We start from the raw sequence: 11,690 nt of genomic DNA, 5'->3' as shown, positions 1-11,690 counted from the left end.
AACCGAGAGGATCGCTGGAATGGCAAAGACATATTTGAAAAAATGGTCGATCGGCGGGATTGACCAATGGATTATGATGAAAGAAGACCAGACGAGTGAAACGAAGCCTGTACTTTTATTTTTACACGGAGGGCCCGGCTCGGCTCAAATCAGTTATATTGATTCCTTTCTCGAGGAACTTGATCAGGACTTTACAGTTGTCCATTGGGATCAGCGTGGCGCAGGACTTTCCTATCAAGAGAATCTTCCTGATGCATCGATGACCATTCAGCAATTTATTGAAGACACGATTGAACTGACAGAGAAGCTTCTATCTTATCTAGGTCATTCAAAATTGTATATTGCAGGATACTCGTGGGGATCATTAATTGCCATACAAGCAGTACATAAGCGTCCGGATCTTTATCATGCTTATTATGGGATTAGTCAGGTAGTAGATGTGTTAAAGGAAGATATCGTATCGTACGAGCTCCTTTTGAAGAAATACCGTCGCAATCGGCTGTTTACTGGGTGTCTGCGATTACTGACGCCTCCTCCATGGAAACGGACATCAGCTCATGCCTTGTTTTCTCTATATAAAGAGTTTGCGAGCGTAGGTCTCACACATAGATGGAAGCCGGTTTTTCAAATACTAAAAGGGTTTCTTTTTAGTAAGCAATATCAGCTGAAAGATAAATGGAAGTTCATAAAAGGGCAGAAGTTTAGTCAAGACAAGTTATGGGATCAGCTAATGAATGAGAGTATTCAATACCGAGTTTCTACTATATTAATACCGTGCTACTTTCTCATTGGCGATCACGACATGATAACACCAGCTGCTGTATCAAAACCATATGTTGAGCAATTAAAAGCACCAATCAAAGAATGGTTTGTCTTTAAAGACTCTGCACATTCTCCGCATATCGAAGAGCCAGATGAATTTATACGTATCATAAGAAAGACTGCTATACATCATCTTCAGGGAAAGCTTGATTTATAGGCTGAATCCCTGTATAATATGAAAAGTGTGCAAATCATAAATTTATCCGATTTATTATTGCAACACGCAGGCCAATTTGGTACAATAGTGCATGTTGGTCTTTGACTGCGATGAAGTGAGAGGTTGCTGACACACCCGGCCGCTTTGCCATGGCGAGGTGATCAGGTTTTTCTCACGGAGAACTGTCTAACGTAAGTAGGCGAAAAGGAGGGAAAATAATGGCAAAACAAAAAATTCGTATTCGTTTAAAAGCATATGATCATAGAATTCTTGATCAATCTGCTGAGAAGATTGTTGAAACGGCTAAGCGTTCTGGTGCTAGTGTATCTGGTCCAATCCCGCTTCCAACTGAAAAATCAGTTTACACAATCCTTCGTGCGGTGCATAAGTACAAAGATTCTCGTGAGCAATTTGAGATGCGTACTCACAAACGTCTAATCGACATCGTGAATCCAACTCCGCAAACAGTTGATGCACTTATGCGTTTAGATTTACCATCTGGTGTAGATATCGAAATCAAACTTTAATTCAAATAGAAAACACATATTATAGGAGGTGTGACTAATGACCAAAGGAATCTTAGGTAGAAAAATTGGTATGACGCAAGTATTCGCAGAAAACGGTGATCTTATCCCTGTAACTGTTGTTGAGGCTGCTGCTAACGTTGTTCTTCAAAAGAAGACTGTTGACACGGATGGCTATGAAGCAATCCAAATCGGTTTTGATGACAAACGTGAAAAGCTTTCTAACAAGCCAGAGAAAGGCCACGTTGCTAAAGCGGAAACTGCTCCTAAGCGCTTCGTAAAAGAATTACGCGGTGCGGAGTTAGATGCGTATGAAGTTGGTCAGGAAGTCAAAGTTGATATTTTCGCAAATGGAGATATCGTAGATGTAACAGGAACATCAAAAGGTAAAGGATTCCAAGGGGCTATCAAACGCCACGGACAATCACGCGGACCAATGACTCACGGTTCACGTTACCACCGTCGTCCTGGTTCAATGGGACCTGTTGATCCAAACCGTGTATTCAAAGGTAAACTTCTTCCAGGTCGTATGGGCGGAGAGCAAATCACTGTCCAAAACCTTGAGATCGTTAAAGTTGATGCAGAACGCAATCTTCTATTGATCAAAGGAAACGTACCAGGAGCTAAAAAATCTCTAGTAACTGTAAAGAGTGCAGTTAAATCTAAATAACTCTCTTAGGAAAGGAGGAAACAAGTCATGCCAAAAGTAGCATTATATAACCAAAACGGTTCTACTAACGGTGAAATCGAATTAAACGCTTCTGTGTTTGGAATCGAGCCAAACGAAAGCGTAGTATTCGATGCTATTCTTATGCAAAGAGCTTCCTTACGTCAAGGAACTCACAAAGTAAAAACTCGTTCTGAAGTACGTGGCGGAGGTCGTAAGCCTTGGAGACAGAAGGGTACAGGTCGTGCTCGTCAAGGTTCTATCCGTTCACCACAATGGCGCGGAGGCGGTATCGTATTCGGTCCAACACCACGCAGTTATTCTTATAAATTACCTAAAAAAGTTCGCCGCTTGGCTATCAAGTCAGTATTGTCTTCTAAAGTAATCGACAACAACATCATCGTTCTTGAAGATCTGACTCTTGATGCAGTGAAAACGAAAGAATTCGCAGGCATCCTTAAAGGATTATCTGTTGAGAAGAAAGCGTTGATCGTCACTGCGGATGCAAACGAAACAGTTGCTTTATCTGCTCGTAACATCCCTGGAGTAACAGTTGTTGAAGCTAACGGTATCAACGTTCTTGACGTTGTCAACCACGACAAACTTCTGATCACTAAAGCAGCGGTTGAAAAAGTAGAGGAGGGACTTGCATAATGAAAGATCCTCGTGATGTTCTAAAGCGCCCTATCATTACTGAACGTTCTGCTGATCTAATGACAGAGAAGAAGTACACGTTCGAAGTTGATGTCAGAGCTAACAAAACAGAAGTGAAAGACGCTGTTGAAGAAATCTTTGGAGTGAAAGTTGAGAAAGTCAACGTTCAAAACTACAAAGGAAAATCAAAACGCGTTGGACGCTACACTGGTATGACTAGCCGTCGCAGAAAAGCGATCGTGAAATTAACTGCTGACAGCAAAGAAATCGAAATTTTTGAAGCGTAAATCTTAAAAAGAAGGAGGGAAATTCAAAATGGCGATTAAAAAGTATAAACCAACCAGTAATGGTCGTCGTGGCATGACTACTTCAGATTTTGCTGAAATCACGACTGACAAACCAGAAAAATCGTTGCTTGCACCGCTACACAAAAAAGGCGGACGTAACAACCAAGGTAGATTGACTGTTCGTCATCAAGGTGGCGGTCACAAACGTCAATACCGTATCATCGACTTTAAGCGTGATAAAGACGGTATACCTGGACGCGTTGCTACAATCGAGTATGATCCAAACCGTTCAGCGAACATCGCTCTTGTAAACTATGCAGATGGTGAGAAACGTTACATTCTTGCTCCGAAAGGAATCCAAGTTGGTACTGAAGTTACTTCTGGACCAGAAGCTGACATCAAACCAGGTAATGCTCTTCCACTTATCAACATCCCAGTTGGTACAGTTGTGCATAACATTGAATTAAAACCAGGTAAAGGTGGACAATTAGTTCGTTCTGCTGGTACTTCTGCTCAAGTTCTTGGTAAAGAAGGTAAATACGTTCTTGTACGTTTGAACTCAGGAGAAGTTCGCATGATTCTTTCTGCTTGCCGTGCGACTATCGGTCAAGTTGGAAACGAGCAACACGAATTAATCAACATCGGTAAAGCTGGACGTTCTCGCTGGAAAGGCGTACGCCCAACAGTTCGTGGTTCTGTAATGAACCCTAACGATCACCCACACGGTGGTGGTGAAGGACGCGCTCCAATCGGACGTAAATCACCAATGTCTCCATGGGGTAAACCGACTCTTGGATTCAAGACTCGTAAGAAAACCAACAAGTCTGATAAATTCATTGTACGTCGTCGTAAAAACAAGTAACGGGGTTGTCTACGGTTCATTTAGGACCGTAGTTCAATCACGAAGGGAGGTTCCACAATGGCTCGCAGCTTAAAAAAAGGACCATTTGTTGATGATCATTTGATGGCTAAAGTCGAGAAATTGAATGAAACTGACAAAAAGCAAGTCGTAAAAACTTGGTCTCGTCGTTCTACAATTTTCCCACAATTCATCGGTCACACAATCGCTGTCTATGACGGACGCAAACATGTACCTGTTTTCATTTCTGAAGATATGGTAGGTCACAAATTGGGCGAATTCGCACCAAGCCGTACTTACAAAGGTCATGCTAGTGACGATAAAAAAACAAGACGCTAATGAGAGGAGGCTTTTAAATGCAAGCTAAAGCTGTCGCAAGAACAGTCCGTATTGCTCCTCGTAAAGCACGTCTAGTAATGGACCTGATCCGAGGTAAGCAAGTAGGAGAAGCAGTTTCTATCTTAAACCTTACACCTAAGGCTGCTTCACCAATTATTGAAAAAGTATTAAAATCTGCTATCGCAAACGCTGAGCACAACTACGAGTTGGACGCTAACAGCCTAGTGATTACTCAAGCATTCGTTGACGAAGGTCCAACACTTAAGAGATTCCGTCCACGTGCTATGGGTCGTGCGAGCGCAATTAACAAACGTACTAGCCACATTACAATCGTTGTATCAGAAAAGAAGGAGGGATAATCCGTGGGTCAAAAGGTAAATCCAGTAGGTCTTCGTATTGGCGTCATTCGTGATTGGGAATCTAAATGGTTCGCAGGAAAAGATTACGCTGACTTCTTACATGAAGACTTGAAAATCCGTGAATTCATCAGCAAGCGTTTGTCTGACGCGTCTGTTTCTAAAGTAGAAATCGAACGTGCTGCAAACCGCGTAAATATCACAATCCACACGGCTAAACCAGGTATGGTAATTGGTAAAGGCGGATCTGAAGTTGAAGCACTTCGTAAAGCTCTTAACAGCCTAACTGGCAAACGTGTACACATCAACATTCTTGAAATCAAGAGAGCAGATCTTGATGCTCAGCTAGTTGCTGAAAACATCGCTCGTCAACTTGAAAACCGTATTTCATTCCGTCGTGCACAAAAACAAACAATCCAACGCACAATGCGTGCTGGAGCACAAGGAATCAAAACAATGGTTTCTGGTCGTCTTGGCGGTGCAGATATTGCTCGTTCTGAATATTACAGTGAAGGTACTGTTCCATTGCACACACTTCGTGCTGACATCGACTATGCTACTGCTGAAGCTGACACTACTTATGGTAAGCTTGGCGTAAAAGTATGGATCTATCGTGGAGAAGTCCTTCCAACTAAGAAGAATACTGCGGAAGGAGGAAAATAATATGTTATTGCCAAAACGCGTGAAGTATCGCAGAGAACATCGTGGAAAAATGCGTGGTCGTGCAAAAGGCGGTACTGAAGTACATTTCGGTGAGTACGGTATCCAAGCTCTTGAAGCTTCTTGGATCACAAACCGTCAAATCGAAGCTGCTCGTATTGCTATGACTCGTTACATGAAACGTGGCGGTAAAGTTTGGATTAAAATTTTCCCTTCTAAGCCATACACAGCTAAACCTCTAGAGGTCCGCATGGGTTCCGGTAAAGGTGCTCCAGAAGGATGGGTAGCTGTAGTAAAACCGGGCAAAGTTTTATTTGAAATTTCTGGTGTGTCTGAAGAAGTTGCTCGTGAAGCTCTTCGTCTTGCATCTCACAAATTGCCAATTAAAACGAAGTTCGTAAAACGTGAAGAAATTGGTGGTGAATCAAATGAAAGCTAATGAAATTCGTGACCTTACCACTGCTGAAATTGAACAAAAAGTAAAGTCTCTTAAAGAAGAACTTTTCAATCTTCGTTTCCAATTAGCGACTGGGCAGCTTGAAAATACTGCTCGCATTCGTGAAGTGCGTAAATCAATCGCACGCATGAAAACTGTGATTCGTCAAAGAGAAATCGCTGCTAATAAATAATAATTAGAGGGGAGGCCCCGCAAACATGAGCGAACGTAACCAACGTAAAGTGTATCAAGGTCGTGTTGTTTCTGACAAAATGGATAAAACCATCACTGTTGTAGTTGAAACATACAAAAAGCATTCACTTTATGGAAAACGTGTAAGATACTCTAAAAAGTTAAAAGCACATGATGAAAACAACCAAGCAAAAATCGGAGACATCGTAAAGGTCATGGAAACTCGTCCTTTATCTGCGACTAAACGCTTTCGTCTAGTTGAAGTTGTCGAAGAAGCCGTTATTATCTAATAAAGTTCGGATTTCTTTTTCCGAAAGGAGGTAACATTAATGATTCAACAGGAGACTCGTTTAAAAGTAGCTGACAACTCTGGCGCACGCGAAGTACTAACGATTAAAGTTCTTGGTGGCTCTGGACGTAAAACGGCTAACATCGGTGATGTCATTGTTTGTACGGTTAAACAAGCAACACCTGGAGGCGTTGTCAAAAAAGGTGAAGTTGTGAAAGCAGTTATCGTTCGTACTAAGAGCGGAGCTCGCAGAAACGATGGATCTTACATCAGTTTTGACGAAAATGCATGTGTCATCATCCGTGACGACAAGAGCCCACGTGGAACTCGTATCTTCGGACCAGTAGCACGTGAACTTCGTGAAAACAACTATATGAAAATTGTTTCTCTAGCACCAGAAGTACTTTAATGAATACAATCCGCGACTCAAGGAGGTGCGATTAAATGCATGTTAAAAAGGGCGATAAAGTAGTGGTTATCTCTGGTAAAGATAAAGGTAAACAAGGTGTCATCCTTGCTGCTTTCCCTAAAAAGGAACGTGTTTTAGTAGAAGGTATTAACCTTGTGAAAAAACACTCTAAACCAACCCAAGCTAACCCTCAAGGCGGAATTTCTGAACAAGAAGCGCCGATTCACGTATCAAACGTAATGCCGCTTGATCCTAAAACGGGTGAAGTGACACGTGTTGGATATAAAGTTGAGGACGGAAAGAAAGTCCGTGTAGCGAAAAAATCTGGGCAAGTTCTAGATAAATAGTAAATAAGGAAGGGAGGTCTTTCTCATGAACCGCCTTAAAGAAAAGTATGTAAAAGAAATTACACCTGCATTAGTTTCTAAGTTTGAATACAAATCAGTAATGCAAGTGCCAAAAATCGAAAAAATCGTGATCAACATGGGTGTTGGTGACGCCGTTCAAAACGCTAAAGCAATCGATACTGCTGTTGAAGAATTAACGTTTATCGCTGGTCAAAAACCTGTCGTTACTCGTGCGAAGAAGTCTATTGCTGGATTCCGTCTACGTGAAGGAATGCCAATCGGTGCGAAAGTAACACTTCGCGGAGAGCGCATGTATGATTTCCTTGATAAACTTATTTCTGTGTCTTTACCACGTGTACGTGACTTCCGCGGGATTTCTAAGAAATCTTTCGACGGTCGTGGAAACTACACGCTTGGTATTAAAGAACAGTTAATCTTCCCAGAAATTGATTACGATAAAGTAACAAAGGTCCGCGGTATGGATATCGTTATCGTTACTACTGCCAATACGGACGAAGAAGCACGTGAGTTATTAACTCAAGTAGGTATGCCGTTCCAGAAATAATCAATGAAAGGGAGGCGAAATCGTGGCTAAAAAGTCTATGATTGCGAAACAACAACGCAAACAAAAGTTTAAAGTTCAAGAGTATACGCGCTGCGAACGTTGTGGACGTCCACATTCAGTTATTCGTAAGTTTAAACTTTGCCGTATTTGTTTCCGCGAACTTGCATATAAAGGACAAATTCCTGGCGTTAAAAAAGCCAGCTGGTAATCCCCATAAATGGGAAGGAGGTTATTAAATAATGGTTATGACAGATCCGATTGCAGATTTGCTGACTCGTATTCGCAATGCGAACATGGTACGTCATGAGAAGCTAGAAGTACCGGCTTCAAAAATCAAAAGAGAAATTGCTGAAATCTTAAAGCGTGAAGGTTTTATCCGTGACGTTGAGTACGTCGAAGACAGCAAACAAGGAATTATCCGTTTGTTCCTTAAATACGGTCAAAACAACGAACGTGTTATCACTGGTCTTAAAAGAATCAGTAAACCTGGTTTACGCGTATATGCGAAATCAAATGAAGTACCACGTGTACTTAACGGACTTGGAATCGCAATTATTTCTACATCACAAGGTGTTTTATCGGACAAAGAAGCCCGTGCTAAACAAGCTGGTGGAGAAGTACTTGCTTACGTATGGTAAAAAAAGTTTAAGATGAATGGAGGTGCTTGGTATGTCTCGTATAGGTAAAAAACTAATCGAGATCCCTTCAGGAGTAACTGTGACAAACAACGATAACACAGTGACAGTAAAGGGACCAAAAGGTGAACTAACTCGTGCATTTCACCCTGATATGGAAATTAAAATTGAGGACAACGTCTTAACTGTAAGCCGTCCGTCTGAAAATAAAGAACACCGTGCATTACATGGTACAACACGTAGCTTGATTGCAAACATGGTTGAAGGTGTATCTAAAGGTTTCGAAAGAGGTTTAGAACTTATCGGTGTCGGTTACCGTGCAGCTAAATCTGGAAACAAACTTGTTCTTAACGTTGGATACTCTCATCCAGTTGAAATCGTTCCTGAGGCTGGAGTTGAAATCGAAGTTCCATCTCAAACGAAAGTAATCATTAAAGGTATCGATAAAGAGCGTGTAGGAGCTCTAGCTTCTAACATCCGCGCTGTCCGTGCTCCAGAGCCTTACAAAGGTAAAGGAATTCGTTACGAAGGTGAATTCGTTCGCCGTAAAGAAGGAAAAACTGGTAAGTAAGATCGCTTAATGTGAAGAAAGGAGTGACTCGGATGATTACGAAAACTAGCAAAAACGCTACTCGTCTTAAAAGACATGCTCGTGTTCGTGCGAAACTTTCAGGTACTGCTGAAAGACCTCGCCTTAACGTTTTCCGTTCTAACAAGAATATCTACGCTCAAGTAATTGATGATGTTAACGGTGTAACACTTGTAAGTGCTTCTACTCTTGATAAAGAGTTAAAGATCGAGAATAGTTCTGACACTGCAGCTGCTACGAAAGTTGGCGAACTTGTTGCAAAACGTGCTGTTGAAAAAGGAATCTCTAACGTGGTATTTGACCGCGGAGGATACCTATATCATGGACGTGTAAAAGCTCTAGCTGAAGCTGCTCGTGAGGCTGGACTTAAATTTTAATAAAAGAAGGAGGGACACATCCGAATGAGTCGTATTGACCCAAGCAAATTAGAGTTAGAAGAACGCTTAGTTACGGTTAACCGCGTAGCGAAAGTTGTTAAAGGTGGACGTCGTTTCCGTTTTGCAGCTTTAGTTGTTGTCGGTGACAAAAACGGTCATGTAGGTTTCGGTACTGGTAAAGCACAAGAAGTACCAGAAGCGATCCGCAAAGCTGTTGAAGATGCGAAAAAGAATTTAATTGAAGTACCAATGGTTGGAACTACAATTCCACATGAAATCATCGGTCGATTCGGTGCAGGAAACGTTCTATTGAAGCCTGCTTCAGAAGGTACAGGAGTTATCGCTGGAGGCCCAGTGCGTGCGGTACTTGAGCTTGCTGGTCTAGCTGATATCCTTTCTAAATCTCTAGGTTCTAATACACCGATCAACATGATCCGCGCAACACTTCAAGGTTTAAGTGAGCTTAAACGTGCTGAAGATGTAGCGAAGCTTCGTGGAAAATCTGTAGAAGACCTGTTAGGATAAGGAGGGAACAATAATGGCAAATAAATTAGAAATTACCCTCAAACGCAGTGTAATCGGTCGCCCTGAAGATCAGCGTGTCACTGTTCGTACTCTTGGTCTTAAGAAAACAAACCAAACAGTCGTACATGAAGACAATGCAGCGATCCGCGGCATGATTAACAAGGTGTCTCATTTAGTTTCTGTTAAAGAACAATAAAACATTTTTAATCGATAAGGAGGTGCCCAAATGAAACTTCATGAATTGAAGCCTTCAGAAGGTTCACGTAAAGTACGCAACCGTGTTGGTCGTGGTATTGGATCAGGTAACGGTAAAACTTCTGGTAAAGGTCATAAAGGTCAAAACGCTCGTTCTGGCGGCGGTGTACGCCCTGGTTTCGAAGGTGGTCAGATGCCTTTATTCCAACGCCTTCCAAAACGTGGTTTTACAAACATCAACCGTAAAGATTACGCGGTAATCAACTTAGACAGATTAAACAGTTTTGACGAAGGAACGGAAGTAACTCCTGAACTTCTTCTAGAGACTGGTGCAATAAGCAAGTTAAAAGCAGGAGTAAAAATTCTTGGCAACGGTAAATTAGAAAAAAAATTAACTGTAAAAGCCAATAAATTCTCTGCTTCTGCGAAAGAAGCGATTGAAGCTGCTGGCGGTACAGCCGAGGTGATCTAACTTGTTTAAGACAATCTCCAATTTTATGCGCGTGAAAGATATACGGAATAAGATTATATTCACACTTTTAATGTTAGTCGTCTTTCGTATAGGTGCTTTCATCCCTGTGCCTAATGTGAACGCCGATGTTCTCCAGGCACAGGATCAAATGAGTGTTTTCGGAATCCTCAACACGTTTGGGGGCGGGGCACTTTTCCAATTCTCCATTCTTGCAATGGGGATTATGCCGTATATCACTGCTTCGATCATCATTCAGCTCTTGCAGATGGATGTTGTTCCGAAGTTTACTGAGTGGTCAAAGCAAGGAGAGGTTGGCCGCCGAAAATTAGCACAATTCACAAGGTATTTTACAATTGTTCTAGGATTTATCCAGGCGCTAGGAATGTCATATGGATTCAATAATATGGCAGGAGGCATGCTGATTGAAAACCCTGGTGTTTCAACGTATCTCTTAATTGCGGTCGTACTCACTGCGGGAACAGCATTTTTAATGTGGCTGGGTGAGCAGATTACTGCTCACGGTGTTGGTAATGGTATTTCGATTATTATCTTTGCCGGTATCATCGCTGGTATCCCTCAAACATTAAAACAAGTGTACGCTCAACAATTTGTAGGTGGAGATGGACAGCTGTTCATGCAAATCCTTAAAATTGCCCTTATTGTCATTGCCATTCTTGTCATTGTTATCGGTGTTATTTACATTCAAATGGCAGTGAGAAAGATTGCAATTCAATATTCAAAGGGAACTGGCCGTGCACAAATGTCTGCTAGTCAAGCAACGCACCTTCCATTGAAAGTGAATCCAGCAGGGGTGATTCCAGTCATCTTTGCCGTTTCTTTCATTATTACTCCGCAGACGATCGCATCGTTCTTCGGAACCAATAATGTGACAACTTGGATAACCAACAACTTTGACTATACTAAGCCAATCGGTATGACGATTTATGTAGCACTGATTGTTGCTTTCACATATTTTTATGCCTTTGTCCAAGTCAATCCTGAACAAATGGCTGAAAATCTGCAAAAGCAGGGTGGCTATATCCCGGGAGTTCGTCCAGGGAAAATGACTCAAGATAGAATTACGAGCATTTTGTACCGACTCACGTTTGTGGGCGCCATTTTCTTAGCCGTGATTTCAATACTTCCTATCTTTTTCATTCAATTCGCTGGATTACCTTCCGCTGCACAAATTGGCGGCACAAGTCTTCTCATTGTTGTAGGTGTTGCACTTGAAACAATGAAACAGCTTGAAAGCCAATTAGTGAAACGAAATTACCGTGGATTTATGAAATAAAACAGAGGGCTGGGCAGCTGCCCAACCTCTCTAAGTAAGG

At 41.8% G+C, this 11,690-nt stretch carries 23 protein-coding genes; all 23 read left to right on the top strand.

Annotated elements, in window-relative coordinates; all coding sequences use genetic code 11:
• Nucleotides 1-19 precede the first annotated feature (19 nt).
• The 23 genes from BAE31_RS02300 (at nt 20) to secY (ending at nt 11,650) form a co-directional block, all read left to right on the top strand.
• Nucleotides 20-979 (top strand): alpha/beta fold hydrolase, encoded by a 960-nt coding sequence (locus tag BAE31_RS02300; RefSeq protein WP_076839360.1) that lies wholly within the window; start codon nt 20-22, stop codon nt 977-979.
• A gap of 218 nt (nt 980-1,197) precedes the next feature.
• Nucleotides 1,198-1,506, top strand: coding sequence for a 30S ribosomal protein S10 (gene rpsJ / locus BAE31_RS02295; RefSeq protein WP_003156464.1), 309 nt, complete (start codon nt 1,198-1,200; stop codon nt 1,504-1,506).
• Between the two features lie 37 nt (nt 1,507-1,543).
• Nucleotides 1,544-2,173, top strand: a complete 630-nt coding sequence (gene rplC / locus BAE31_RS02290; protein WP_024425597.1) for a 50S ribosomal protein L3 — start codon at nt 1,544-1,546, stop codon at nt 2,171-2,173.
• Nucleotides 2,174-2,200: 27 nt separating this feature from the next.
• Nucleotides 2,201-2,824 (top strand): 50S ribosomal protein L4, encoded by a 624-nt coding sequence (gene rplD / locus BAE31_RS02285; protein WP_024425598.1) that lies wholly within the window; start codon nt 2,201-2,203, stop codon nt 2,822-2,824.
• Nucleotides 2,824-3,111 carry a 50S ribosomal protein L23 gene (gene rplW, locus BAE31_RS02280; protein WP_003217016.1) on the top strand — a complete coding sequence of 96 codons (288 nt, stop codon included), beginning with the start codon at nt 2,824-2,826 and terminating at the stop codon, nt 3,109-3,111. The genes rplD and rplW overlap by 1 nt, the downstream gene beginning before the upstream one ends.
• A 28-nt stretch (nt 3,112-3,139) precedes the next feature.
• The gene (gene rplB / locus BAE31_RS02275; protein ID WP_024425599.1) at nt 3,140-3,973 is read left to right on the top strand and encodes a 50S ribosomal protein L2; all 834 of its coding nucleotides are present in this window, start codon (nt 3,140-3,142) and stop codon (nt 3,971-3,973) included.
• A 57-nt stretch (nt 3,974-4,030) separates the two neighbouring features.
• Nucleotides 4,031-4,309: a 30S ribosomal protein S19 gene (gene rpsS / locus BAE31_RS02270; RefSeq protein ID WP_003216920.1), complete on the top strand. Its 279-nt coding sequence runs from the start codon at nt 4,031-4,033 to the stop codon at nt 4,307-4,309.
• A gap of 17 nt (nt 4,310-4,326) precedes the next feature.
• The gene (gene rplV / locus BAE31_RS02265) at nt 4,327-4,668 is read left to right on the top strand and encodes a 50S ribosomal protein L22 (RefSeq protein WP_007496316.1); all 342 of its coding nucleotides are present in this window, start codon (nt 4,327-4,329) and stop codon (nt 4,666-4,668) included.
• Nucleotides 4,669-4,671: 3 nt separating this feature from the next.
• On the top strand, nt 4,672-5,328 hold the full coding sequence (gene rpsC, locus BAE31_RS02260; RefSeq protein WP_003217241.1) for a 30S ribosomal protein S3: 657 nt from the start codon (nt 4,672-4,674) through the stop codon (nt 5,326-5,328).
• Between the two features lies 1 nt (nt 5,329).
• Nucleotides 5,330-5,764 (top strand): 50S ribosomal protein L16, encoded by a 435-nt coding sequence (gene rplP / locus BAE31_RS02255; protein WP_003156478.1) that lies wholly within the window; start codon nt 5,330-5,332, stop codon nt 5,762-5,764.
• The gene (gene rpmC, locus BAE31_RS02250) at nt 5,754-5,954 is read left to right on the top strand and encodes a 50S ribosomal protein L29 (RefSeq protein ID WP_003217155.1); all 201 of its coding nucleotides are present in this window, start codon (nt 5,754-5,756) and stop codon (nt 5,952-5,954) included. Before rplP ends, rpmC begins: the two co-directional genes overlap by 11 nt.
• A gap of 25 nt (nt 5,955-5,979) precedes the next feature.
• Nucleotides 5,980-6,243 (top strand): 30S ribosomal protein S17, encoded by a 264-nt coding sequence (gene rpsQ / locus BAE31_RS02245; RefSeq protein ID WP_012008705.1) that lies wholly within the window; start codon nt 5,980-5,982, stop codon nt 6,241-6,243.
• A gap of 39 nt (nt 6,244-6,282) precedes the next feature.
• The gene (gene rplN / locus BAE31_RS02240; RefSeq protein WP_003216882.1) at nt 6,283-6,651 is read left to right on the top strand and encodes a 50S ribosomal protein L14; all 369 of its coding nucleotides are present in this window, start codon (nt 6,283-6,285) and stop codon (nt 6,649-6,651) included.
• 35 nt (nt 6,652-6,686) lie between these two features.
• Nucleotides 6,687-6,998: a 50S ribosomal protein L24 gene (gene rplX, locus BAE31_RS02235; RefSeq protein WP_008356538.1), complete on the top strand. Its 312-nt coding sequence runs from the start codon at nt 6,687-6,689 to the stop codon at nt 6,996-6,998.
• A 25-nt stretch (nt 6,999-7,023) separates the two neighbouring features.
• Nucleotides 7,024-7,563: a 50S ribosomal protein L5 gene (gene rplE, locus BAE31_RS02230; protein WP_003217159.1), complete on the top strand. Its 540-nt coding sequence runs from the start codon at nt 7,024-7,026 to the stop codon at nt 7,561-7,563.
• Between the two features lie 22 nt (nt 7,564-7,585).
• Nucleotides 7,586-7,771, top strand: coding sequence for a 30S ribosomal protein S14 (gene rpsN, locus BAE31_RS02225; protein ID WP_008356542.1), 186 nt, complete (start codon nt 7,586-7,588; stop codon nt 7,769-7,771).
• A 31-nt stretch (nt 7,772-7,802) separates the two neighbouring features.
• The gene (rpsH, locus tag BAE31_RS02220; RefSeq protein ID WP_007496327.1) at nt 7,803-8,201 is read left to right on the top strand and encodes a 30S ribosomal protein S8; all 399 of its coding nucleotides are present in this window, start codon (nt 7,803-7,805) and stop codon (nt 8,199-8,201) included.
• Nucleotides 8,202-8,232: 31 nt separating this feature from the next.
• Nucleotides 8,233-8,769, top strand: a complete 537-nt coding sequence (rplF, locus tag BAE31_RS02215; protein WP_024425602.1) for a 50S ribosomal protein L6 — start codon at nt 8,233-8,235, stop codon at nt 8,767-8,769.
• Between the two features lie 32 nt (nt 8,770-8,801).
• The gene (rplR, locus tag BAE31_RS02210; protein WP_008356544.1) at nt 8,802-9,164 is read left to right on the top strand and encodes a 50S ribosomal protein L18; all 363 of its coding nucleotides are present in this window, start codon (nt 8,802-8,804) and stop codon (nt 9,162-9,164) included.
• A 24-nt stretch (nt 9,165-9,188) separates the two neighbouring features.
• Entirely contained in the window at nt 9,189-9,689 is a 501-nt protein-coding gene (gene rpsE, locus BAE31_RS02205; protein ID WP_007496332.1) for a 30S ribosomal protein S5, read from the top strand.
• A 13-nt stretch (nt 9,690-9,702) separates the two neighbouring features.
• The gene (rpmD, locus tag BAE31_RS02200; protein WP_003217067.1) at nt 9,703-9,885 is read left to right on the top strand and encodes a 50S ribosomal protein L30; all 183 of its coding nucleotides are present in this window, start codon (nt 9,703-9,705) and stop codon (nt 9,883-9,885) included.
• A gap of 30 nt (nt 9,886-9,915) precedes the next feature.
• Complete coding sequence (rplO, locus tag BAE31_RS02195; protein WP_003216888.1) at nt 9,916-10,356, top strand: 50S ribosomal protein L15; 441 nt, start codon at nt 9,916-9,918, stop codon at nt 10,354-10,356.
• Nucleotide 10,357: 1 nt separating this feature from the next.
• Nucleotides 10,358-11,650, top strand: coding sequence for a preprotein translocase subunit SecY (secY, locus tag BAE31_RS02190; RefSeq protein WP_024425603.1), 1,293 nt, complete (start codon nt 10,358-10,360; stop codon nt 11,648-11,650).
• The last annotated feature ends 40 nt before the right edge of the window (nt 11,651-11,690 follow it).

It is taken from the genome of Bacillus sp. I-2 (assembly GCF_001974945.1).
Taxonomy (GTDB): domain Bacteria; phylum Bacillota; class Bacilli; order Bacillales; family Bacillaceae; genus Bacillus; species Bacillus safensis.
Note: the sequence above shows the minus strand (reverse complement) of the source record. Positions and strands in the feature narration are given on the sequence as shown.

Bases quoted from the DNA above. Each gene is read 5' to 3' on its own strand.
- BAE31_RS02300 (WP_076839360.1), top strand. From the start codon at position 20: ATGGCAAAGACATATTTGAAAAAATGGTCGATCGGCGGGATTGACCAA.
- rpsJ (WP_003156464.1), top strand. From the start codon at position 1,198: ATGGCAAAACAAAAAATTCGTATTCGTTTAAAAGCATATGATCATAGA.
- rplC (WP_024425597.1), top strand. From the start codon at position 1,544: ATGACCAAAGGAATCTTAGGTAGAAAAATTGGTATGACGCAAGTATTC.
- rplD (WP_024425598.1), top strand. From the start codon at position 2,201: ATGCCAAAAGTAGCATTATATAACCAAAACGGTTCTACTAACGGTGAA.
- rplW (WP_003217016.1), top strand. From the start codon at position 2,824: ATGAAAGATCCTCGTGATGTTCTAAAGCGCCCTATCATTACTGAACGT.
- rplB (WP_024425599.1), top strand. From the start codon at position 3,140: ATGGCGATTAAAAAGTATAAACCAACCAGTAATGGTCGTCGTGGCATG.
- rpsS (WP_003216920.1), top strand. From the start codon at position 4,031: ATGGCTCGCAGCTTAAAAAAAGGACCATTTGTTGATGATCATTTGATG.
- rplV (WP_007496316.1), top strand. From the start codon at position 4,327: ATGCAAGCTAAAGCTGTCGCAAGAACAGTCCGTATTGCTCCTCGTAAA.
- rplP (WP_003156478.1), top strand. From the start codon at position 5,330: ATGTTATTGCCAAAACGCGTGAAGTATCGCAGAGAACATCGTGGAAAA.
- rpmC (WP_003217155.1), top strand. From the start codon at position 5,754: ATGAAAGCTAATGAAATTCGTGACCTTACCACTGCTGAAATTGAACAA.
- rpsQ (WP_012008705.1), top strand. From the start codon at position 5,980: ATGAGCGAACGTAACCAACGTAAAGTGTATCAAGGTCGTGTTGTTTCT.
- rplN (WP_003216882.1), top strand. From the start codon at position 6,283: ATGATTCAACAGGAGACTCGTTTAAAAGTAGCTGACAACTCTGGCGCA.
- rplX (WP_008356538.1), top strand. From the start codon at position 6,687: ATGCATGTTAAAAAGGGCGATAAAGTAGTGGTTATCTCTGGTAAAGAT.
- rplE (WP_003217159.1), top strand. From the start codon at position 7,024: ATGAACCGCCTTAAAGAAAAGTATGTAAAAGAAATTACACCTGCATTA.
- rpsH (WP_007496327.1), top strand. From the start codon at position 7,803: ATGGTTATGACAGATCCGATTGCAGATTTGCTGACTCGTATTCGCAAT.
- rplF (WP_024425602.1), top strand. From the start codon at position 8,233: ATGTCTCGTATAGGTAAAAAACTAATCGAGATCCCTTCAGGAGTAACT.
- rplR (WP_008356544.1), top strand. From the start codon at position 8,802: ATGATTACGAAAACTAGCAAAAACGCTACTCGTCTTAAAAGACATGCT.
- rpsE (WP_007496332.1), top strand. From the start codon at position 9,189: ATGAGTCGTATTGACCCAAGCAAATTAGAGTTAGAAGAACGCTTAGTT.
- rpmD (WP_003217067.1), top strand. From the start codon at position 9,703: ATGGCAAATAAATTAGAAATTACCCTCAAACGCAGTGTAATCGGTCGC.
- rplO (WP_003216888.1), top strand. From the start codon at position 9,916: ATGAAACTTCATGAATTGAAGCCTTCAGAAGGTTCACGTAAAGTACGC.